Annotated in this window: 21 protein-coding genes; 14 read left to right on the forward strand and 7 right to left on the reverse strand. The window is 57.5% G+C overall.

The genetic code is table 11. The features are described 5' to 3' along the window. Positions 1–180: 180 nt before the first annotated feature. Together ilvD and RSK20926_RS19155 are read right to left on the reverse strand one after the other, a co-directional pair. Positions 181–2022: a dihydroxy-acid dehydratase gene (ilvD, locus tag RSK20926_RS19150; RefSeq protein WP_037255825.1), complete on the reverse strand. Its 1842-nt coding sequence runs from the start codon at positions 2020–2022 to the stop codon at positions 181–183. Between the two features lie 147 nt (positions 2023–2169). Beyond that, the gene (locus tag RSK20926_RS19155; protein ID WP_008209264.1) at positions 2170–3348 is read right to left on the reverse strand and encodes a benzoate/H(+) symporter BenE family transporter; all 1179 of its coding nucleotides are present in this window, start codon (positions 3346–3348) and stop codon (positions 2170–2172) included. A gap of 115 nt (positions 3349–3463) precedes the next feature. Between RSK20926_RS19155 and RSK20926_RS19160 the strand changes: the two genes are divergently transcribed. From RSK20926_RS19160 to RSK20926_RS19175, 4 genes are all read left to right on the forward strand, one after another. Further along, positions 3464–4024: a helix-turn-helix domain-containing protein gene (locus RSK20926_RS19160; RefSeq protein WP_008209265.1), complete on the forward strand. Its 561-nt coding sequence runs from the start codon at positions 3464–3466 to the stop codon at positions 4022–4024. A gap of 77 nt (positions 4025–4101) precedes the next feature. Continuing rightward, positions 4102–4956: a DMT family transporter gene (locus tag RSK20926_RS19165; protein WP_008209266.1), complete on the forward strand. Its 855-nt coding sequence runs from the start codon at positions 4102–4104 to the stop codon at positions 4954–4956. A 44-nt stretch (positions 4957–5000) separates the two neighbouring features. Beyond that, on the forward strand, positions 5001–5477 hold the full coding sequence (smpB, locus tag RSK20926_RS19170; protein WP_008209267.1) for an SsrA-binding protein SmpB: 477 nt from the start codon (positions 5001–5003) through the stop codon (positions 5475–5477). Between the two features lie 227 nt (positions 5478–5704). Further along, complete coding sequence (locus tag RSK20926_RS19175; protein ID WP_008209268.1) at positions 5705–6223, forward strand: hypothetical protein; 519 nt, start codon at positions 5705–5707, stop codon at positions 6221–6223. Between the two features lie 98 nt (positions 6224–6321). On the opposite strand, the gene RSK20926_RS19180 is transcribed toward RSK20926_RS19175, so the two are convergent. Further along, on the reverse strand, positions 6322–7992 hold the full coding sequence (locus RSK20926_RS19180) for a caspase family protein (RefSeq protein ID WP_198136599.1): 1671 nt from the start codon (positions 7990–7992) through the stop codon (positions 6322–6324). A gap of 174 nt (positions 7993–8166) precedes the next feature. Here RSK20926_RS19180 and sseA point away from each other — a divergent pair, with 174 nt between their 5' ends. Both sseA and RSK20926_RS19190 read left to right on the forward strand, forming a co-directional pair. Beyond that, entirely contained in the window at positions 8167–9021 is an 855-nt protein-coding gene (gene sseA / locus RSK20926_RS19185; protein ID WP_008209270.1) for a 3-mercaptopyruvate sulfurtransferase, read from the forward strand. After that, complete coding sequence (locus RSK20926_RS19190) at positions 9021–10205, forward strand: amino acid aminotransferase (RefSeq protein WP_008209271.1); 1185 nt, start codon at positions 9021–9023, stop codon at positions 10203–10205. Before sseA ends, RSK20926_RS19190 begins: the two co-directional genes overlap by 1 nt. Before the next feature lie 93 nt (positions 10206–10298). Here the strand turns inward: RSK20926_RS19190 and RSK20926_RS19195 are convergent, their stop codons facing one another. After that, positions 10299–11636, reverse strand: coding sequence for an ammonium transporter (locus RSK20926_RS19195; RefSeq protein WP_008209272.1), 1338 nt, complete (start codon positions 11634–11636; stop codon positions 10299–10301). Positions 11637–11659: 23 nt separating this feature from the next. Beyond that, on the reverse strand, positions 11660–11998 hold the full coding sequence (locus RSK20926_RS19200) for a P-II family nitrogen regulator (RefSeq protein WP_008209273.1): 339 nt from the start codon (positions 11996–11998) through the stop codon (positions 11660–11662). Positions 11999–12278: 280 nt separating this feature from the next. Here RSK20926_RS19200 and RSK20926_RS19205 point away from each other — a divergent pair, with 280 nt between their 5' ends. Both RSK20926_RS19205 and RSK20926_RS19210 read left to right on the forward strand, forming a co-directional pair. Continuing rightward, a complete protein-coding gene (locus RSK20926_RS19205) occupies positions 12279–14504 on the forward strand; it encodes a transglycosylase domain-containing protein (RefSeq protein WP_037255832.1) in 2226 nt (741 codons plus the stop codon). Positions 14505–14559: 55 nt separating this feature from the next. Further along, on the forward strand, positions 14560–15060 hold the full coding sequence (locus tag RSK20926_RS19210; RefSeq protein ID WP_008209277.1) for a GNAT family N-acetyltransferase: 501 nt from the start codon (positions 14560–14562) through the stop codon (positions 15058–15060). A 16-nt stretch (positions 15061–15076) separates the two neighbouring features. Here the strand turns inward: RSK20926_RS19210 and RSK20926_RS19215 are convergent, their stop codons facing one another. Next, positions 15077–15664: an MlaC/ttg2D family ABC transporter substrate-binding protein gene (locus tag RSK20926_RS19215; protein ID WP_008209278.1), complete on the reverse strand. Its 588-nt coding sequence runs from the start codon at positions 15662–15664 to the stop codon at positions 15077–15079. Between the two features lie 3 nt (positions 15665–15667). Then, positions 15668–16429, reverse strand: a complete 762-nt coding sequence (locus tag RSK20926_RS19220; RefSeq protein ID WP_008209279.1) for an MlaA family lipoprotein — start codon at positions 16427–16429, stop codon at positions 15668–15670. 192 nt (positions 16430–16621) lie between these two features. Between RSK20926_RS19220 and RSK20926_RS19225 the strand changes: the two genes are divergently transcribed. The 6 genes from RSK20926_RS19225 (at position 16622) to RSK20926_RS19250 (ending at position 22516) form a co-directional block, all read left to right on the forward strand. After that, the gene (locus tag RSK20926_RS19225) at positions 16622–18355 is read left to right on the forward strand and encodes a type I secretion system permease/ATPase (RefSeq protein ID WP_008209280.1); all 1734 of its coding nucleotides are present in this window, start codon (positions 16622–16624) and stop codon (positions 18353–18355) included. After that, entirely contained in the window at positions 18352–19668 is a 1317-nt protein-coding gene (locus RSK20926_RS19230) for an HlyD family type I secretion periplasmic adaptor subunit (protein ID WP_008209281.1), read from the forward strand. The genes RSK20926_RS19225 and RSK20926_RS19230 overlap by 4 nt, the downstream gene beginning before the upstream one ends. Before the next feature lie 95 nt (positions 19669–19763). Continuing rightward, entirely contained in the window at positions 19764–20222 is a 459-nt protein-coding gene (locus RSK20926_RS19235; RefSeq protein ID WP_008209283.1) for a RidA family protein, read from the forward strand. Next, on the forward strand, positions 20219–20992 hold the full coding sequence (locus RSK20926_RS19240; RefSeq protein WP_008209285.1) for a glycerophosphodiester phosphodiesterase family protein: 774 nt from the start codon (positions 20219–20221) through the stop codon (positions 20990–20992). Before RSK20926_RS19235 ends, RSK20926_RS19240 begins: the two co-directional genes overlap by 4 nt. 46 nt (positions 20993–21038) lie before the next feature. Then, positions 21039–22226: a GNAT family N-acetyltransferase gene (locus tag RSK20926_RS19245; protein WP_008209287.1), complete on the forward strand. Its 1188-nt coding sequence runs from the start codon at positions 21039–21041 to the stop codon at positions 22224–22226. Continuing rightward, a complete protein-coding gene (locus RSK20926_RS19250) occupies positions 22223–22516 on the forward strand; it encodes a 4a-hydroxytetrahydrobiopterin dehydratase (protein ID WP_008209288.1) in 294 nt (97 codons plus the stop codon). The genes RSK20926_RS19245 and RSK20926_RS19250 overlap by 4 nt, the downstream gene beginning before the upstream one ends. Positions 22517–22538: the final 22 nt, after the last annotated feature.

A 22538-nucleotide genomic window follows, 5' to 3' on the forward strand; every position in this document is an offset into this window, starting at 1 on the left:
AGCGCACAATGCCTTTGTACTCTGTCGCCTTGTGTATTTCCTTGTGTATTTAGAGATTATCAGCACGCCTGCGCTTTGGCTGTCAGGCGAGCCCCTGCAGGCCCAGCCAACTCCCTACAGGCAAAAGAAAACCCCGCCTCCTTAGGGGGCGGGGTAGACTGCTCTTAGATTTAAAGCGCGTTATTCTTCGCCGGGCAGGGCGCGGACAGCGCCTTTGGCGGCTGAGGTCGCCAGCAGGCCATAGGCCTTCAGTGCCTTGGAGACTTTGCGCTTGCGTGGCTCGGCGGGTTTCCAGCCAGCGGCATCCTGTGCTTCGCGGCGCGCGGCCAGCTCTTCTTCAGAGACCGCCAGATGGATTGAACGGTTGGGGATGTCGATCTCGATCTTGTCGCCCTGCTGCACCAAGCCGATGGTTCCACCCTCGGCCGCTTCGGGCGAGACATGGCCGATCGACAGGCCCGAGGTGCCGCCGGAGAAACGCCCGTCGGTCAGCAGCGCGCATTTTTTTCCCAGGCCTTTCGACTTCAGATAGGAGGTCGGGTAGAGCATTTCCTGCATGCCGGGTCCGCCGCGCGGACCCTCATAGCGGATCACCACCACATCACCCTCTGTCACCTTGCCGGTCAGGATGTCACTGACCGCCTGATCCTGGCTCTCGCAGACATAGGCGCTGCCGGTGAAGGTGAGGTTGCTGGCATCAACGCCCGCTGTTTTCACGATGCAGCCATCCAGAGCGATATTGCCGAACAGCACCGCCAACCCGCCGTCCTGGCTGAAGGCATGCTCTTTTGAGCGGATCACACCGCCTTCGCGGTCGGTATCCAGCTCTTTGTAGCGGTTGGACTGGCTGAAGGCCTCTGTGGTGCGCACGCCGCCCGGGGCCGCTTTGAACAGGCTTTCCGCATCGGGGTTATTGGCAACCTTGATGTCCCATTTGGCAATGGCCTCCCCCATGGTGGAGGAATGCACGGTGCTGCAGTCATCATGCAAGAGACCCGCGCGGCTGAGTTCACCAAGGATCGAGAAGATGCCGCCGGCGCGGTGCACGTCTTCCATGTGCACATTAGCGGTATTGGGCGCCACCTTGCAAAGGCAGGGCACTTTACGGCTGAGGCGATCCATATCGCTCATATCGAAATCGACCTCGCCCTCGTTGGCGATGGCCAGGAGGTGCAGAACCGTATTGGTGGAGCCGCCCATGGCGATATCCAGGCTCATGGCGTTTTCAAAGGCATCAAAGGTTGCGATTTCGCGCGGCAAGAGGCCTTTTTCTTCACCCACATAGTGGCGCTTGGTGATGTCGACAATCTTGCGGCCGGCCTCCAGGAACAGGTGCTTGCGGTCCGCATGGGTCGCCAGCGTGGAGCCATTGCCGGGCAGGGCCAGGCCTAGGGCCTCGGCTAGGCAGTTCATCGAATTGGCGGTGAACATGCCAGAACAAGACCCGCAGGTGGGGCAGGCGTTCTCTTCGATGTGCTGTACTTGCTCATCGGTGTATTTGTCATCCGCTGCGGCGACCATGGCATCCACCAGATCAACCGCGTGCTCCAGATCGTCAATGGTGACCTTGCCTGCTTCCATCGGGCCGCCGGAGACAAAGATCGCCGGGATATTGAGGCGCATCGCGGCCATAAGCATGCCGGGGGTAATCTTGTCGCAGTTGGAGATGCAGACCATGGCGTCGGCGCAATGGGCATTGACCATATATTCGACGCTGTCAGCGATCACTTCGCGCGAGGGCAGGGAGTAGAGCATCCCGTCGTGGCCCATGGCGATGCCGTCATCCACCGCGATGGTGTTGAACTCTTTTGCCACACCGCCAGCGGCCTCGACCTCACGCGCGACCATCTGGCCCAGGTCCTTGAGGTGCACGTGGCCGGGCACGAACTGGGTGAAGGAGTTGACGATAGCGATGATCGGCTTGCCGAAGTCATCGTCCTTCATGCCGGTGGCGCGCCACAATCCGCGCGCGCCCGCCATGTTGCGGCCATGGGTGGAGGTTCTGGATCGGTACATTGGCATCTTGGCTCATTCCCTTAATCTTTGCCCTCAGAGACAGGATTTGCGCAACAAAGGCAATATCTCGGGGGCGGGTTCGGTAATTTTGGCACGGATTGCGCCGAATTTCTGTAGGTTAACTGTCTCTTTGATGTGGTTTCGCGGTGGGGGTCAGGCGCGGGCTGTGGCGGGTACTTGTGGCTTCAGCCAGTGATTCACCGCCAGCCCCAGAACCAGGGCCCAGAAGGGCGCGCCAATTCCAAAGAAGCTGAGGCCCGAAACCGTGACCATAAAGGTGATCAGTGCTGCTTCACGACCGCTGGTTTCTGTCAGCGCGGCGGCGAGGCTGTTGCCGATGGTGCCAAGCAGGGCAAGGCCCGCAACGGTGGCAACCAGCGCCTTTGGTGCGATCAGAAAGAGGCTGATCACTGTGGCGCCGCCCAGGCCCACCAGGATGTAGACGAACCCGGTCATGACGCCCGCCAGATAGCGAGTTTCGGGATCCTCATCCGCTTCGGGCCCGGCGCAGATGGCTGCAGTGATGGCGGCGAGGTTGAAGGCAAAACCACCAAACGGCGCCAGGAGCAGCGAGGCGATCCCGGTGACGGTCAGGCTGGCTGAGACCGGCACCGCATAGCCGCAGGCCTTTAGCGCCACGACACCTGGCATGTTCTGCGAGGACATGGTGACCACATAGAGCGGCAGCCCGATGCCGATGAGGACCGGCAGTGAAAACGCGGGCATGACGAATTCCGGGTGCGCAATGGAGAGGTCGAGGGCCGTAAAGCTGCCAAACCCGCCAGTCCCAGCGCACCAAGCTATGCCAATCGCCAGTACCGCTGGGATGCAGTAGCGAGGGAACAGCCTGCGCCCCAAAAGGAAGGTGAGACCCATCAGTGCCACCAGTGCGGTATCACTTTGCAGTGAGGTGAAGGCCGATAGGCCAAATTGGAACAGGATGCCTGCAAGCATGGCGCTGGCCAGGCTGTCGGGGATCAACCGCGAGAGGGCCGCAAACCATCCTGTGACGCCCGTGAGGGTTAGGAGTGCCGCACAAAACAAGAAGGCGCCCACCGCTTCCTCCAGTGGCACGCCGTTGAGGCTGACGGCCAGCAGGGCAGCCCCCGGTGTCGACCAGGCGGTCAGGATCGGCATCCGATAGACCAGTGACAGGACCAGACAGGTCACCCCCATGCCAAGCCCCAGCACCAGCATCCAACTGTTGGCCTGGGATTGGCTGGCGCCCACGGCCTCGATGGCCTGAAAAATGATCGCGACTGATCCGGTATAGCCCACCAGAACGGCGACCGCGCCGGATACCAGATGTGAGAGTTTCAGATCCTTGAGCATGCGGGTTTTCCTTGGGCGTTGGATCGGGTAGGGAGGACGTGCGTTATAGCGCACACTACGCCTTGTGCGTTATAACGCACAAGCTCTTTTTGAAGCTCTGGCGGGAACGGATGGTATGCGTGAAGAGAATATACCGATTAACCTGAAGGAAATCAGGGCCTCTGCCGCTGTCAGCCTATCGCGCGCAGCGGAGCTGACAGGCGTGAGCAAGGCCATGCTCGGCCAGATTGAACGCGGCGAATCAAGCCCGACGATTGCTACGCTGTGGAAAATCGCCAAAGGCTTCCGCATCCCACTCTCGGCACTGATCGAGACGCCGCGGCCCTCAGGCACTGAGGAGGGCCGGGTTTTCAGGACCGTTCAGTTTCCTGGCAGTATCGCGGTGAAGATTGTCTTCCCTTTTGACCCGGAAATGGGTGCGGAGACGTTTCACATCCGTCTGACACCTGGTCAGCAGCATGAATCACAGGCACATGAGGAAGGCATGACCGAAGAGGTCTTTGTGCTCGAGGGCACCATGGAGGTTCTGAGCCAAGGCGAATGGCGTGCCCTGGAAGCTGGTGAGGGAATGCGCTTTCGGGCGGATCAGCCTCATGGCTACCGGGCTGGGCCGGAAGGGGCAATGTTTCTGAATATGCATCACTACCGTCGCGCATCTTCCAGAACAATTGATTGAGATTTTGACCGCCGAATTTGGAAAATTGAGTTCTGTTTTGATGGATGATTTCAGGAGCTGAGAATTTGAATAGGCCAATGGACACATTCCGTGGCAGCCTTTTGATGGTCCTGGCCATGGCAACCTTTGCCTTGGAAGATATGTTCATCAAATCCGCTGCCAGTAATATGCCTGTGGGGCAGATCCTGATCCTCTTTGGGCTTGGAGGCATGGGGATCTTTGCGGGCCTGGCGCGCGCGCAGGGGCATCGGCCTTGGCACCCGGGGTTTTGCGCGCGCCCGATGCTGTGGCGCTGTTTGGCAGAGGTTACAGGGCGGCTCTGCTATACACTGGCCATTGCCTTGACACCTCTGTCCTCCGCCTCCGCCATTCTGCAGGCCACGCCTTTGGTGGTTGCGGCCGGGGCAGTTGTCTTCTTTGCAGAGCCTGTCGGTTGGCGGCGCTGGTTGGCCATTGCTGTAGGCTTTGTCGGGGTCTTGTTGATCCTGCGGCCCGGACTTGGCGGGTTCGAGCCAGCCTCTTTGTTTGCGGTCATCGGCACAATCGGCTTTGCTGGTCGGGACCTTGCTACCCGAGCGGCCCCAAAGGATATGAGTAACAACCAGCTGGGCTTTTTGGGGTTTGCGATGCTTGTCATCGCCGGAGTGCTGGTGCTGGGTTGGACCGGTGGAGCAATCTGGCCAAGTTCGACAAATTGGCTGCAGATCGCGGCAGCGGTGGTGATTGGCGTGATCGCCTACAATGCCCTCTCCGCTGCCATGCGGGCCGGGGAGATCTCTGTCATAGCGCCCTTTCGCTACACCCGCCTGGTCTTTGCAATGATCCTGGGGATTCTGATCTTTGACGAACAACCTGATACACTTACACTGATTGGGAGCGCCCTGATTGTAGGGAGCGGGGTCTTTACACTTCTGCGAGCTAGGAAAGCCTAACCCGATCTTGCACCCACCTGCAGGGAGGCGTACATCTGCGAGCCATGGCTAAACAGAAATCTGACCCGAACTACAAAGTAATTGCCGAAAACCGCCGCGCGCGGTTTGACTACGCCATCGAGGATGACGTGGAATGTGGCGTTGTGCTCGAAGGGTCCGAGGTCAAAGCTTTGCGCAATGGCGGCGGCAATATCGCGGAATCCTATGCTGCCGTTGAAGATGGCGAACTCTGGCTGGTCAATTCTTATGTTCCACCCTACGAGCAGGCGAAGATGTTCAAACATATTGAACGCCGCCGTCGCAAGCTTTTGGCCTCGCGCCGCGAGATTGCCAATATGTGGAACGCGACCCAGCGCAAGGGCATGACTCTGGTGCCGATCGTGATGTACTTCAATCACAAGGGCCGGATCAAACTGAAGATCGGTATCGCCAAGGGTAAGAAGAACCACGACAAGCGCGCCACTGAAGCCAAGCGCGATTGGTCGCGCCAGAAGCAACGCCTCCTCAAAGATCACAGCTAAGCCTGGCGCTAACCGGATCTTTAGACCAAGCTTTCCCAAGCCTCCGAGTTATCGGGGGCTTTTGTGGATTTGAGGCCTAGCCAAGGGTGAATTTTTGCCATTGCAATTGTTGATTAAATTTGTCAGGTATCATATGCCCAGTCAGATTGACCTATCTTGCAGGTCCCGCCCGGCCTTACATCGCTGCAATCACGGCGTGTCTATGCGCAACAGAAAGGCTGAACGAAATGTCACCGACGGCTCAGGAACAAAGATTGGCAGACACTGGGAGCAGGGCTGATCTCCTGCCGCTTTCCTATTGTCATCTGGATGAGTTCGAAGAGGGGCTGCTGCCAGTTCTGCGCCACTTTTTCTACAGCCATCAAAGGCCAGAACGGCAAGCCTGGCAATTCGCCTATAAAATCGCAGCGGAGCGCTGGGGGGAGGCGCCAGGTCTCTCAATTGCACATGCACTGTCCAAAGTCGTGACATATACTCTTGCGGCGCGGCGCATCGGGTTTCACAGCGTTGATCCGTTTTCACTGGAAGAGCGAGTGCAGATCACGCGCGATGAGGCCTCGCTCTTGCTGATGCTTCACTACATGCGCCGTGATGACACCCCAAAAGCACGTGAGGCGGTGGCTGATGTCACGCAATGCAGCATGGACCCGGACGTCATCCGAGCAGGACTGTCTTTTGCGCATCGGTTCTCCTGTGGGCAAAGTGGTGCCGCAAGAACCCGCCCGCAGCTCCGCTTGATAAAGTAGGATAATACCTTGATCAGGCAGACCAGGCCCGCAAAATGCGAGATCCTGGGCGTTTTGCGCTGTGCTGGGCCCTTGCATGCGAGAGACCGGCTGCAAATTTAGCCCCCACGAGTCAGATCGAGCCGGACATGCACAATCTCTCCGGTTTTGTTCCAATACCAGAGTTTCGGGCCTTTGATACGTATAGACCTGCCAACCGGTACAATTTCGGGCATGGCCCCATTGACCGTAAAGGAATACTCGCGAAGTTTTCCGAAAAGAGCACCTAGACGGGTTTTTACCCGGACTTTGCCAGCAGGAGAGATACGTCCTGAAAACTGCTGAAAGGAATTTCTATCCTGGGTAAAGACTTGGTGTTTGATGACGAACATCTCTCCATCGCGGACATCAACATTTGCGCGTGCCAAGAGGGTACGCACGTTGATGTTTCCTGGATCGCGTTTTGCGTAATTGTACCGGTGAAACTCTACGATCCATGGCCCATCATAGCCAACAGGGGCCTTTTCCAGTTCGTCCAACAGATGTTTGACGATGGAGGCATCAAGGTAACCTGTTTCCGGTAAGCGACTTGCGATCTGGAACTGCCGCAAGCCCTTCCTGGTGCGCGGCCCAAAGTCGCCATCCGCAGTTCCAACATCGAACCCAATTGCCAATAATGCCTGCTGGATCTTTTGACGGTCCGTATTGGACAACCTCAGGGCCTGCTCGACTGTCTCTGGTGAGGAGCGCGGGATGGGGTCGGGCTCATCCTGTTGTGACAAGCGGTTGTCGAGCCGGGCAATGATCTCGCCGTTCAGTGCGCTTGTTTCGTTAACAGCACTGTCTTGTCGTTCGATCCGATCCTGTGCTTCCTCTACAAACAAGCCGTTGGGGAACTTTTGCAGATAGCGTTGATAGGCAAATTTGCTGCCCGAGTTTTTCACGATACGCCAAAGTTCGATGTCCTCCTCGTAGTGGCGGGAGGCTGAGGGGGAAGCTTGCGGAGCGGTTATGAGAGCCGGTAATTCGTCGTTTGCTTCGCTACCAGGTGCTGCTGGGTTGGAATTCAAAATAACATGGCCTGTCAAAGAGGAGCTGTCCCAGGGCACCTGCTGTTCACCAGTTGCTGCCAGCACCTCCCGCCGCACTTTGACGAGGCTTTGCAAGATGCCCTCACCGGGGGTGCCCAGGTGCTTGAGCAGGGCAGCCGTATAGGGGCTGTTTTTTCCAGCGCCATCCAAAGCGACGTTGCCTGGCTGGGTAGAAAAGGAGATGAGCGTCCCGAGGCCGGCGTTCTGCTGTGCCAGACCAGGGCCAACAGCGGTAGATCGGCTGCCCATGGTGCGGCTCATACTCTTGGCCAAGGGGTTGTCCCGGCAGGCATCCAGAAACACCAAGTTGGTTCGGGTCTTACGCTCCATGGCACTCAGCACTGAGGCAATTGTAATGGCTTCGAACTCGAGATCATCCTCCGAGCTCAGGCGGGCATCAACAGGCAGAACGTAGTTCTCACCGCCCACTTGCATGCCATGGCCTGCATAGAAAAACAAAGCAATCTCGGCGCCATCCAGATCCTTGATAAAGCGACGGACAATGGAGCGCATTTCAACGTAGGAGAGGTCTTCGCCATGATGCACTTTGACACCGAGGCTCTCTAGCTTCGTTTTTATCGCCTGCGCATCGTTGGTGGGGTTCGCAAGTGGGGCCGCGTGTAGATAGGCAGAGTTCCCAAGGACCAGAGCGATACGTTTTTCGGCGAAGGACGGTGAAGGCAGGAGCAAAAAAAACACGCTCAAAATTCGAAGCACAATAGCCATTTTCAATCCACTTTTCTGTAGCGTTAAAAATTCTAGCACAATCCAAAGGAAAATCACTGTGAAGAAATTTTGCGACGTCCAGCCTTCCCTTGCGACTCTGCCCTTGCGGTTGTAGGCATGGCCTAGTGGCATTAGGGAGAGGCTTCGATGCTCGACGATCCAAAAACCCTTGTTTCAACGGACTGGTTGGCGTCCCATCTGAAGGACCCTGATCTTCGATTGCTGGATGCTTCTTGGTATCTGCCGCAACAAGGGCGGGATGCCCGCGCGGAATATGATGCGGCGCACATCCCTGGGACCCGTTTCTTCGATATTGATGAAATTTCCGACCATCGGTCCGAGCTGCCCCATATGGTGCCACCGGTTGAGAAATTCATGTCCCGTCTGCGCGCCATGGGGGTCGGTGACGGTCATCAGATTGTGGTCTATGACGGTGCGGGACTGATGTCAGCAGCCCGTGTTTGGTGGCTGTTTCGCCTGATGGGACAAGAAAACATAGCTGTTCTGGACGGAGGTTTGCCCAAATGGCAGGCTGAGGGGCGCCCGGTTGAAGATCTGCCACCGGTGATCCGGGACCGTCATATGACTGTGCGTGTCCAGAACCATATGGTGCGGGATGTCACCCAGGTGTCGTCGGCTGCCAAGCTTGCAGATCATGAAATCCTTGATGCGCGTTCTGCAGAGCGGTTCCGCGGCGAGGTGGCAGAGCCCCGTGAAGGACTGCGATCAGGCCATATCCCTGGCTCAAAGAATACCCCATTCACCACTCTGCTCAACGAAGATGGCACCATGAAAGAGCCGAATGCGCTGCGCGCGACATTCGAGGCCGCAGGTGTTGATCTGAGCAAACCCGCCATTACCACTTGCGGATCGGGTGTCACCGCCGCTGTCCTCAGCCTCGCCCTGGAGCGGATCGGCAAGACCGATCATTCGCTCTATGACGGGTCCTGGGCAGAGTGGGGTGCCTTCCCGACGCTTCCCGTCGCTACTGGAGAGAACTGATGTTCGAGACCTTGAAACCCCAGCCAGCCGATAAAATTCTGGCTCTGATGCAGATGTATCGCGATGACCCTCGCGCGGATAAGATCGACCTCGGCGTCGGTGTTTATAAAAACGCAGAGGGCGTTACCCCGGTGATGCGCGCGATCAAGGCGGCGGAACATAAGCTCTGGGAAGAGCAGACTTCCAAGGCCTATGTGGGTCTGGTGGGGGATCCGGCCTATTCGGACGCCATGATCAAGCTGATCCTAGGCGATGCGGTCGAACGCGGCAACGTGGCCGCAGCGGCGACCCCAGGCGGTACCGGTGCTGTGCGTCAGGCATTTGAGCTGATCAAGATGGCCAATCCTTCGGCCAAGGTCTATGTCTCTGATCCGACGTGGCCCAACCATGTTTCGATCCTGAAATACATTGGCATCGAAACCGTCACTTACCGCTATTTCGACCCGGAAACCCGCGGTGTGAACTTTGACGGCATGATGGAGGACCTGAAGGGCGCCAGCAAAGGCGATGTGATCCTGCTGCACGGCTGCTGTCACAACCCGACCGGCGCCAACCTGAATATGGCCCAATGGCAGGAGGTCGTGGACCTCTTGAACGCCAATGGCCTCATCCCGATGATCGATATTGCCTATCAGGGCTTTGGCGATGGTCTGGAAGAAGACGCTCAGGGTGTGCGCCTGGTGGCTTCCAGCTGCCCCGAGGTGCTGATCGCGGCTAGCTGCTCCAAGAATTTCGGCATCTACCGTGAGCGTACCGGCCTGTTGATGGCCGTCAGCAATGATGCCTCTGCGCAGGCGCTGAACCAGGGCACTCTGGCTTTCCTCAACCGCCAGAACTATTCCTTCCCGCCAGATCACGGCGCCCGCCTGGTGACCATGATCCTGAATGATGATGCCCTGCGCGCTGATTGGGCCAAAGAGCTGGAAGACACCCGTCTTGGTATGTTGGGCCTGCGTCAGCAACTGGCGGATGAGCTGCAGAATCTGAGCGGCTCCAACCGCTTTGGCTTTATCGCCCAGCACCGGGGCATGTTCTCTCTCTTGGGCACCACGCCCGATCTGGTGGAGAAAATGCGCGTCGACAATGGTATCTACATGGTCGGCGACAGCCGTCTCAACATTGCGGGACTCAACCAGAAAACTGTGCCGATCCTGGCCAAGGCGATCATCGACGCCGGCGTCTGATACCTGGTTGAAAAGATATTGCTAATTGAAAAAAAACGCGCCGGGGAACCGGCGCGTTTTTTTGTTTTAGTCTTGAGAGTTTTGCCCTCAAGATTAGCTCAGAGAAAACTCCGGGTAGGCCTCCATGCCCAGTTCGGACGTGTCGAGTCCGTTGACCTCATCTTCTTCATCCACGCGGATACCCAGGGTCATGCGCAGTACCAGCCAGACCGCAGCAGAGACAGAGCAGACAAATGCACCGATCACCGCGATCCCGGTCAACTGGGTGGTAAGGCTGGCATCGGCGTTGCTGAGAACCACAGCCAGAGTGCCCCAGATACCTGCCACCAGGTGAACCGGAATGGCGCCAACCACGTCGTCGATTTTCAACCGGTCCAGCATTGGCACCACAACGACCACGATCACACCGCCAGCGGCACCAATCAGGGTGGAGAGGCCCAGTGACGGCGCCAGTGGCTCAGCAGTGATCGAGACCAGGCCGGCAAGCGCTCCGTTCAGCACCATGGTGAGATCCGGTTTCTTGAACAGGAATTGTGTCAGCAGCAGTGCTGCCACAGCACCACCAGCAGCAGCGGCATTGGTATTGGCAAAGATGCGGCTGATGTCAGCAACGTCACCCACGGTGCCCATCGCCAGCTGCGAGCCACCATTGAAGCCAAACCAACCAAGCCACAGGATAAACGTGCCAAGCGTGGCCAGGGCCAGATTGGAACCGGGCATCGGGATGGTCTTGCCGTCTTTGTATTTGCCAATGCGCGGCCCCAGGATCAGCGCTCCCATCAGGGCAGCCCAGCCGCCAACCGAATGCACCACGGTGGAGCCGGCAAAGTCCTGGAAGCCCATGGTGTCAAGGAAGCCACCACCCCATTTCCAGCTGGCTTGCAGCGGGTAAATCACGGCGGTAAGGATCACGGTGAAAATCAGGAACGGCCAGAGCTTCACTCGCTCCGCCAGGGTGCCGGAGACGATGGAGGCGGTGGTGGCGCAGAACATCAGCTGAAAGAAGAAATCTGAACCGGTGGAGGCATAGGAGTAATCATCCGCCTGATCGGCGGTGATGCCCACGGCCTCCAGCACACCAGGTCCCCAAACCGAGGAGAGCACGCCTTCAAGGGCCCAATTGCCCAGGGGATACATCAGGTTGTAGCCCACCAGATAATAGAAGATGGCGGCAAAGGAGAAGAGTGCCACGTTCTTGGTCAGCTGCATAGTTACGTTCTTTGACCGAACCAACCCTGCTTCAAGCATGGCAAAGCCAGCCGCCATCCAGAACACCAGAAAGCCTCCGACCAGAAACAAGAGGGAGTTGAGAATAAAAACCGTATCCGTGGCTGCGGCACCCGCTGCAGGCGTCGCGGCCTCGTCGGCCAGGACCAGGCTGGGTGCGAGGGTCAACACCAAGGCTGGTAGAGAGTTTGTGAGTTTTCGCATATCTTTTCCTTCGCGTTGGGCGCTCAAAGCGCCTCGTGATCCATTTCGCCGGTCCGAACCCGAAGGGCTTGCTCGACATCCAGTACAAAGATCTTGCCGTCACCGATCTTGCCGGTACGGGCAGTCGTGGCGATGCAGTCGACAACGCGATCAGCCAGACTTGCTGGTACGGCGATCTCCAGTTTGACCTTGGGAACAAAGTTCACCTCATACTCCGCGCCGCGATAGATTTCCGTGTGGCCGGACTGGGCGCCAAAGCCTTTGACTTCTGTGACCATCAACCCGGAGACGCCAAGGCCGGTCAGCGCTTGGCGAACCTCCTCCAGCTTGAAGGGTTTGATGGCGGCTATGATCAGTTTCATCTGAGCATCCTTTCCTGGGACAGGCTGCCGATGGATCAGAGGAGCCAGGCAGCGTTATTTCGCACCTGCAGCAAAACGAAGCCAGCGAGTCGCGAAAACAGTCAGAGCTTTTTGCAGCTGCGGCATTCGGTGGTCTGGCTCAAAAAAAATGCGCCAAAGGATGCAACAGCCCGCAATTTGAGCAACCTGTGAAAGGAAATTCCCCTTACAGCGCCCCTCTACAAAGCGTCTCAGACGCGTTATTGTCGCCAAAACGGGCAAACCGGGCAGGAATGACGAGATGGCACAAGGATCAGGGCGTAGGCCGCTGATGGCAGATAAGCGTTACGGCAGGCCCGGCGCAAGAAAGCGGACGACCAAAGCAAAGAGGCGCGGTTTCCTGGGCCTCTTTGGGGGTAAACCAAAGGCCAAACCTGCCGCCAAACCCAAAGCTGCGCCAAAGCCCAGAAAAGCTGCAAAACGCAAACCTGCGTCAAAACCCAAGGGGCTACTTGGGTTGTTGCTGGCGCCTTTCCGCTGGCTTTTTCGACTGATCTGGGGCTTCACCTGGCGGGTGGGCATGATTTGCAGCCTGCTTTTGGCCATGGCGATCGGCTTTCAATACCTCAATCTGCCAGAGGTTTCGGCACTGCTGGATGGCCGCGCTCGGGGCTCGGTCACAATGCTGGATACTGAGGGGCAGGTCTTTGCCTGGCGTGGCGATCAGTTTGGTGGTGTGGTCACATCAGAAACCGTCTCTCCGCACCTCAAGAATGCGATTGTCGCTACTGAAGACAAGCGTTTCTATCGGCATTTCGGTCTGTCTCCGCGCGGTATCGCAAGCGCCGTGCGCATCAATCTGAGAGAGGGACGTGGTCCTTTGTCAGGTCATGGCGGTTCAACCATCTCTCAACAGACGGCCAAGCTGCTGTGTCTGGGACGGGTCTATGATCCGGAGGAATGGGAGAGCGAAGCCGCCTATGAACGCGATTGTCGTCGGGGGTCTCTCTGGCGCAAGGGCAAAGAGGCGGTTTTTGCCCTGGCGATGGAGCTGAAATACACCAAGGATGAGATCCTCTCAATCTATATGAACCGTGCCTATATGGGCGGTGGTGCCTATGGTGCCGAAGCTGCCGCACAGCGCTACTTTGGTAAATCTGCCAACCGGCTGAGCGCCCCGGAAGGGGCGATGCTGGCGGGTCTTTTGACTGCGCCTTCGACCATGTCGCCGACAAACAACCTGAAACGGTCGCAGGACCGGGCCGCCACCGTGCTTCGCCTGATGCAAGAGCAGGGCTACCTCAGTGCGGCTGAGGCCAAACAGGCCCAGGCCAATCCGGCACAGCTGAGCCAAGCGGCCTCTGCACGTGCTGGGGGCTATTTTGCCGATTGGGTCATGGACACCATTCCCAACTATTTTGGGGATCAAACAAGCGAAGATGTGGTGATCCGGACCACTCTTGACCAGCGTCTGCAGCGGGCGGCGGAAGAGGCGATGACCTTTGTTTTTGAAAACAAGGTTCGAAAGGGCTCCAAAGCGCAAGCCGCCATTGTGGTGATGAGTGCGGATGGTGCGGTACGTGCCATGGTGGGCGGGCGTCAGACACGGGTTTCCGGCGTGTTCAACCGTGCGACACAGGCAAAGCGTCAGACCGGATCGGCCTTTAAACCCTTTGTCTACGCAACTGCGCTGGAGCTGGGATATTCCCCGCTGGATGTGGTTCTGGATGCACCCTACTGCCTGAATGTTCCCGGCTCCGGGGAGTGGTGCCCCAAGAACTACACTCGCAAGTACTATGGTGAAATTCCGCTTAGCCAGGCCCTGCGAGATTCTTTGAACATTCCGGCGGTAAAGATATCTGAGGCGGTGGGGCGCGACCTGGTTCGTCGCGTGGCCAGCGATTTTGGTATCGACAATGAGATGGCCGAGGGGCCGGCCCTGGCGCTGGGCGCTTCGGAAAGCACCCTGCTGGAGATGTCAGGCGCCTATGCGGGTATTCTGAATGGTGGCTCCTCTGTGACGCCCTATGGTGTGACAGAGCTGCGCCTGGTGACGGATGAGGCGCCGCTGATGGGACGCAGCGGCGGCATGGGAGAGCGGGTGATCCGGCCAGAGGCTGCCCAGCAACTGGTCTGGATGATGGAAAAGGTGATCGCAGGCGGGACGGGGCAGCGTGCTCAGATCCCAGGCTGGCAAGCTGCGGGCAAGTCGGGAACTACGTCTGCTGCCAAAGATGCCTGGTTCATCGGCTTTACAGCCGACTATGTGGCTGGCGTTTGGATGGGATACGATGACAACACCCCGCTGAGCGGTGTTACCGGCGGTGGTCTACCAGCAGAGATTTGGCGCGAGACCATGGTACGTGTGCATGAAGGGCTGCCTGCAAAGCCCCTGCCCATGATGACGCCGAGGCCTGTTCAGCAACCGGTGCCACCGCAGCCCCAACGCCGACAGCGGCAAAACCCTGGCCAAGGCATTGGCGGGGTTCTGGATGGGGTGTTGCGAGATATTTTTGGTCATAACTGAGGCCCTTATGTGAGGCCCGCTGGGGGTTGAGCAATTCTGATCATGGGAGATCTGGATGACGCATGTTTTTGATGGAGTAATCCGCGCTGCGCAAAGTGGTGATGAGCAGGGGATGAGCCCCCTATTGGAAGAGATTTTTCTAAGCTGGAACAGCACGCGCCGCTCTGATCCCGCGCATCTCCTGGAGCTATATATCCAGAACCCTGCTCGTGTTGAATGCACAGTGGCAGAGGATGGGTCAGGGCAGATCCTTGGTTTTCAATCCCTTCAGTTGGCGCAACCTGGGAACGATTATGATGTCCAGCCGGGCTGGGGCATCATAGGCACCTATGTCAAAATGGGACTGTCGCGTTCGGGGATCGGTCGGAGGCTGTTTGCAGCAAGCCAGCGCGCTGCCCAAGAGGCGGGGATCGCCTGGATCGATGCGACCATGGGCAAAGACAGCACGGATGCGCAGGGGTATTATGCGGCAATGGGATTTGAAATCTACAAGGTTGCCGACACAGGCGCGGTTCATCGGCGGTGTGCTGTTCCACCGATGAACCAGAGGGGCTGAGTGTTTAGTTCAATGATCAGCTTTGCCGTTTGAGGTCGGCAATCATCGCATCGATATTGCCCTTGTGACGGTCCAGCAGGGCGCCGATCTCTGTACGTTCTGTGAGCAGCAGGTTCACGCCCTCAATGAACATGTTGAAGAAGAGGTCCTTGCCGGATCGATCGGAGACCAGGAAGGTCACTTCAAAGGGAGCTTCGCCGCGCAAATGGGCGGTGGTGCTCACCTCATACCATTTCTTGACGCGCTTCACGCCGTTCACTTCCAGGCTACCGCCAATAAATTCGCGAAAGCGCTTGCCATATTTGCGTGAAATATAACCTTGAAAGGCTTTGGAGAAGGCTTTCTTCTGGGCGCCAGTGGCGCGGCGGGCATCCGCCCCCAGCGCATAGGCCGCAATATAGGACGTGTCGCTATAGTTTTTGAAAATCCGTTCAAACTCGCGAAACATCGCGGTCTCGGATTTTCCAGAGGCGATGACCTTGTTGATGTCCGTGACCAGCCTGTTGATCAGCTTGCTGGCGGAATTCTCGTTTAGGGCAAGAAGCGTGTTTGGCAGAACAGCCGCAGCAGCGGTCAGACCTGTCAGAAAAGTACGGCGGAACATGGCTTAAAATCCTTGCGTATCCAATTCGAAGGGGTCGATCTCTGCGATCTCGCCGGTTTCACCCAGTTCAAAACGGCGGTTCTGCAGATAAAGCAGACGCGCCTGGGCGTAGCTGTCAGCGCTTTCGTAGAGAATCGAATCGACGGTATCTGAATATCTGCCACGATCTCCCATGCGGCGCACGATTTCAGCATAGGCACTGATGTTATCGGCGGGATTATTCCGAGCATAGCCAATCGGGTTGGTGAAGAAATCGACCAAGATTCCCGTTGCATCACGCGCGGTGGAGGGCCCGTAGAACGGTAGCTCGACGTAGGCCCCTTCCTTGACGCCCCAAACATGCAGGGTTTCGCCAAAATCAGTATCCACCCGCGGAACTTGGAACTCAGTGGCCGGATCAGCCAGCCCAAGGAAGCCCACGGTAGAGTTTACCCCAAAGCGAAGCAGCGCTGTGCCTGCGGTTTTGAAATCTCCTTGCAAGACCGCGTTGACGGCCTGCCCCGGCATGGAGAGGTTCTCTGCAAATGAGGAGAAGCTGGTGACAATCGGGTCCGGCACGATGGCGACATAGCCTTTTGACGCGGGACGGAAGGCATAGCGATCTACCGCCAAATTGAAGCGATGCACCGAACGGTTGGTATTCTCGTGAGGATCAAAAACCTCACCATTGGCTTTGGCTTCCGGAGACTGGGTTGCACAGCCAGCGGTTGACAAAAGGCTTGCTGCAAGAGCAATGACTGAAAGAGTTTTAACTAGGATTTTCATGTGATGAGAGATCCAATTGAGACACAAGCCGTGAAATACGCGCTTTCTACTTAAGGAGAAACCTGTTTTTTCTTAGTTCAACAGCGAATTGATTGCACGTTTGTGGCAGATTCAGAGTAGCCCCGCGGCCATAGGTATTTCATAGGGGTGTAATACGCTGTGGCCAAATTGAACAGGTATTGCATAGAGACTATGAGCAAAAATTCACTCAAACCCGGCTATGATGAGCTGTCGGCAGTGCGCCGGGAGAGCCGGGCCCTCTATTGGGCCGTGGCGCTTTTCAGTTTTTTCGTAAATTTGCTGATGCTGACAGGCCCGCTCTATATGATGCAGGTTTATGACCGTGTTCTGGGCAGCAGATCAGAAGCAACGCTGGTTGCTCTGACCGTTCTTGTCGTTTTCCTCTATGGGATGATGGGTTTTCTGGATTATGCACGCGGGCGCATTCTGGCGAGGATCGGCGCACGCTTTCAGGCACGTTTGGATCATCGAGTCTTTGACGCCATGATGCGGCGCTCAGCCGTCGCACGCGACCCAGTTGCGCAGACCGGGACCGGAGATCTTGAATCTGTTCAAAGGCTGATGTCCTCACCAGTGCTGGGGGCGGCCTTTGATCTACCCTGGACACCTGTCTTTCTCGCCGGGATTGCTCTTTTCCACCCGTGGCTGGGGCTTCTAGCTCTGGCTGGAGGAGCGGTATTGATCGTGATTGCGATCCTTAACCAACTGTTCAGCAGGGGCCCCTTGCAACGGGCAAGTCAAAGCCAGCATCTTTCGCATCTATCCTCAGAGGAGATCCGCAACGAAGCTGAAATGATCCAGTCCATGGGAATGCTAGAAGCAGCCTTTCGTCGCTGGCGCGAAATACGTGGTGCGGCACTGAAAGACAGTGTCACAGCAAATGATGTAGGCGGCAGCTTTACAGCCATGACCAAAACGCTGAGGCTGTTTTTGCAATCCGCCATGCTGGGGCTGGGAGCCTATCTGGTGTTGCAGGAAGAGATGACACCGGGTGCGATGATTGCAGGTTCCATCCTGATGGGGCGTGCTCTTGCGCCGATCGAACTTGGGCTTGGCCAATGGGCCTTGGTGCAGCGGGCCATCAAGGGATGGCATAGCTTGGCAGAACTGCTGACCAAGGTGCCGCCAGAGGCAGAACGTATGGATCTGCCCAAACCCAATGCGATCCTGAACGTGCAGGGGCTGGCAGTGATGCCGCCGGGTGACAAAACGGCGCTGCTGCGCAATGTGAGTTTTCAGGTGCAGCCTGGCCAGGCACTGGGAGTTATTGGCCCTTCAGGTTCCGGCAAATCCACATTGGCCAAGGCACTGACGGGGGCCTGGCGTCCTGCGGTTGGCTCTGTCCGTCTGGATGGAGCTTCCTTGGATCAATATGCGCCAGAGGTTTTGGGACAGCACATTGGTTATCTCCCACAGCGCGTGCAGCTATTTGATGGCACTATTGCCCAGAACATTGCGCGCCTTTCATTGGAGCCAAATCCGCAAAAGGTTGTCGAAGCGGCGAAAAAGGCTGCGGCTCATGACATGATTGTAAACCTGCCAGAAGGCTATGACACCAGGGTTGCTGCTGGTGGAGGCCATCTGTCCGGGGGGCAGATGCAGCGGATTGCTCTGGCACGAGCGCTCTATGACGATCCGGTGATCGTGATTCTGGATGAGCCGAATTCCAACTTGGACAACGACGGGTCCGTAGCCCTGAACCAAGCGATCAAAGCGCTGAAGCAGGCCGGGAAATCCGTCTTGATCATGGCGCACCGTCCTGCCGCCATTCAGGAATGTGATCTGCTTTTGGTGGTGGACAAAGGCAACCAAAAGGCTTTTGGCCCCAAGGATAGAGTGCTGAAGGAGATGGTGGTGAATCACCAGACGATCCAAAAGGCTGAAGGCCAGGGAGGCGTTCGATGAAACCGGATGCAAAAATCGCGCGCGAATGGTCTGCTCGGCGCCCTCTGCTTTTGGGTGGTATTTGCCTTTTTATCCTAATTATTGGCTTTGGGGCCTGGGCCGGGTTCTCCTCTATTTCCGGGGCGGTCATTGCTTCCGGTCGTATCGAGGTCGACAGGAACAGACAGGTTGTTCAGCATCTGGATGGCGGCATTGTCGCCGGGATCCGGGTTGATGAGGGCGACACGGTCAGTGAGGGCGATGTCCTGCTGCGACTGGATGCAAAGGAGCTGCAATCTCAGCTGGCTATTACCGAAGGGCAGCTGTTTGAGATTATGGCGCGGCGCGGACGTCTGGAGGCCGAGCGCGATGGCGCCTCGGAGATTTCTTTTGACGCCGGTCTGCAAGAGCATCTGAACGATCGTGCCGAAATACGAGAATTGGCGGAAGGACAGGTTCGCCTGTTCAAAGCACGGGCAGAAAGCACCAGTCGCGAAATCGAACAATTGGAAAAGCGGCGGGTGCAGATCTCTGATCAGATTACAGGTGTCCTCGCCCAACAGGACTCATCCAGGCTTCAGTTGGCGCTTATTGCAGAAGAGCTGAAGAACCAGGAAACACTGCTGGAACGCGGGCTTGCGCAGGCCGGAACGGTTTTGAACCTGCGTCGCACAGAGGCCGATCTGAGCGGTCAACTGGGCGAGTTGGTTGCGGCGGAGGCCCAGGCGCAGGGGCGGATCACCGAGATCGACATCGAAATTCTGAAACTAGGCACCAGCCAGCGCGAAGAAGCCATCACGCAGCTGCGTGACCTGCGCTACCAAGAGCTGGAGCTTTCGGAGACCCGACGCACCTATCTGGAACGGCTGGCGCGCCTGGAGATTACTGCGCCGGTCTCGGGTATTGTTTATGGGCTTGCAGTCCATACCCCGCGTTCTGTCATTCGTCCCGCTGAGCCGGTTCTCTATCTCATTCCGCAGGACCGGCCCTTGGTCATTGCAGCCCAGGTTGCGCCGACGGATATCGACCAGATTTTTGTTGGCCAGGAGGTCACATTGCGTTTCTCAGCCTTGGATCAGCGCAATACGCCGGACCTTTTTGGGACCGTGATGCAGGTTTCAGCAGATGCTTTTGAGGATGAGGGGACGGGGTTCTCTTTTTACCGGGCTGAGATCCTCTTGAATGAGGGGGAAATGGCGCGGCTGCCTGAGGGGGCGGTCCTAATCCCCGGCATGCCAGTTGAGAGTTTTATCCGCACGGCGGAGCGCTCACCTTTGGCCTATCTGGTGAAACCGCTTTCGGACTACTTTGTCAGAGCCTTCCGTGAAAATTAGGGGCGCAGAGCCCCTCTTTCCCATCGCATTTGCTCTTTTCCCTCGCTTTCAACAAGGATAGCGTCTCGGCGAATTAGGCTTGAAGGAGCACGGCTATGAGCATCGAAGCAAAACTGGAAGAACTGGGGGTAACCCTGCCTGAGGCCCCCGCGCCTGCAGCGAATTATGTGCCCTATGTCGTCGCGGGCGACATGGTCTATATCTCTGGCCAGATCTCGGCGGATGAAAGCGGTTTGATCACCGGCACTCTGGGTGATGATATGGATGTGGATGCCGGTCAAGCTGCGGCAAAGCGCTGCGCGATCGCTCTGCTCTCGCAGCTTAAAGCGGCCTGTGGTGGCGATCTGGAGCGCCTGGTGCGGGTTGTGAAACTCGGTGCCTTTGTCAACTCGACCGCGGATTTCACCCAGCAGCCACAAGTGGTGAACGGCGCATCTGATTTTCTGGTGGAAGCGCTGGGCGACATCGGCCGACATGCGCGCTCTGCCGTTTCTTCGCCTTCCCTGCCTCTGGGTGTCGCGGTTGAAATCGACGGCGTTTTCCAGATCAAATGAGACCAGAGCTGCCCAAAGAGTTCCTGTCTGTCCCGCTGGCCCATCGGGCCCTGCATGACGTGACAAATGGGCGGCCCGAAAACAGCCGCGCGGCGATCCGCGCGGCCATCAATGCGGGCTACGGTATCGAAATCGATTTACAGCTTTCCTCTGATGGCTGTGCGATGGTGTTCCACGACGATGACCTGGATCGTCTGGCCGAGGCCACTGGCCCGGTGCGGGCGCGCAGCCAATCGGAACTGGAGCAAATTGTGCTACGGGGAGGCGACGGAGAGTGTATTCCGGCGCTTGTTGAGGTTCTGAACCTGGTGGCGGGGCAGGTGCCCCTGCTTATCGAGATCAAGGACCAGGATGGTGCCTTGGGTCCAAATGTCGGCAAATTGGAGCGCGCGACCGCCAAGGCCCTGGAGGGATATGTCGGCCCTGTCGCTCTGATGTCTTTCAATCCCTATGCAGCGACCGCCTTGGCGCAGCATGCGCCCGCTATTGCGCGGGGGTTGGTGACCAGCGCCTATGACCCGCAGGAATGGGCGCCGCTGCCGGAAGAAATCTGTAGCCATCTGCGGCAGATCCCGGACTATGAGAGCTCGCAATCCAGCTTTATCAGCCATGAGGTTGGCGATCTGGACCGCGATTGCGTTCAAGAGCTGCGCCGAGTGGGCGTGCCTATCCTATGCTGGACAGTGACTTCTGCCGAGATAGAGACAGAGTCGCGCCGCTGGGCCGATAATGTGACATTCGAACAGTATCTTTCGCCTCTGGCGGGTTGATCCTAGCTCCCTCCCGGCCCAAATATGACCGTGATGGGGAGGAGAAATGGATCAAACCGCTATTGAAATCCGTATTCTAGGATCCCTATCGCAGATCTCAGCGCGGGATTGGGACGCCTGCGCCTGTCCGGAATGTGAAGACGGCCTGCCGCCTGTTGATCCCTTTACTACCCATCGTTTCCTACTGGCATTGGAAGAGAGTGGATCGGTCGGGTCTGGCACTGGCTGGCAGCCGCAGTATCTGACGGCCTATCAGGGGAGCAACCTCATCGCCTGCGCCCCGCTTTATGCAAAGTCGCATAGCCAGGGGGAGTATATTTTTGACCACAACTGGGCCCATGCCTATGAGCGGGCAGGGGGGCGGTATTACCCAAAACTGCAGTTGGCGGTGCCCTTTACCCCTGCCACGGGGCGCCGGTTTCTGGTGCGACCGGGCTTTGAGGCGATAGGTCGCTCCGCTTTGATTCAGGGCTTGGTGCAGTTTGCCTCTGAGAACCAGTTGTCCTCTGCACATGTGACTTTCTGCACCGAGGGCGAGGCGCAGATCGGCGCCGAAATGGGCCTCCTGCACCGGGTAAGCCAACAGTTTCACTGGCAGAACCAGAACTATACGTGTTTTGACGATTTTCTTGCGGCCTTATCCTCGCGAAAGCGCAAAAACATCCGGAAGGAACGTGCCCAGGCGCAGGCGTTTGGCGGCAAAATCCGTAGTTATACAGGCGCTGACATCCGGCCAGAGCATTGGGATGCCTTCTGGGCCTTTTATCAGGATACCGGCAGCCGCAAATGGGGCAGCCCCTATCTCACCCGTACGTTCTTTGCCATCGCGCATGAGGTCTTGGCCGAGGATATGCATCTCACTCTTGCTGAAAATGACGGCTACCCGATTGCAGGTGCTCTGAATTTCATCGGGCGGGACACCTTGTTTGGTCGATATTGGGGCTGCCTCGAACACCACCCCTGCCTGCATTTTGAAATGTGCTACTATCAGGCTATCGACCTTGCCATTGCCCGTGGGCTCAGCCGGGTAGAGGCTGGGGCGCAGGGGGAGCATAAGCTGGCACGGGGGTATTTGCCTGCTGAAACCCATAGTCTGCATTGGCTGGCCGACCCAGGTTTCGCCGAGGCGGTTGGCCGCTATCTGGAAGCCGAGCGCGAGGCCATCAGTGAGGAGGCCGAAATCTTGACGAGCTATGGACCGTTCAAACGCATTGCAGTGGAGGAACAGGAATGACGGAAAAACTTTCGGAAGCTACTCGCGGCCCTCTTTTGGGGCCCCTGTTCGACAACGGCTGGGTCATGGTCGAAGGGCGAGATGCGCTGAGCAAGACCTTTGAGTTTGAAAACTTTGTTGAGGCTTTTGGCTGGATGACCCGTGTTGCGATCTGGGCAGAGAAATGGAACCACCACCCGGAATGGAGCAATACATACAACAAAGTCACTGTGGTTCTGACCACGCATGATGTGGATGGCATATCTTCACTGGATGCTAAACTGGCCCGCAAGATGGACGGGCTGGCCTAGCGCTGGGCACAGGGCAGGGGCA

It is taken from the genome of Roseobacter sp. SK209-2-6 (genome assembly GCF_000169455.1).
Taxonomy (GTDB): Bacteria; Pseudomonadota; Alphaproteobacteria; order Rhodobacterales; family Rhodobacteraceae; genus Pseudophaeobacter.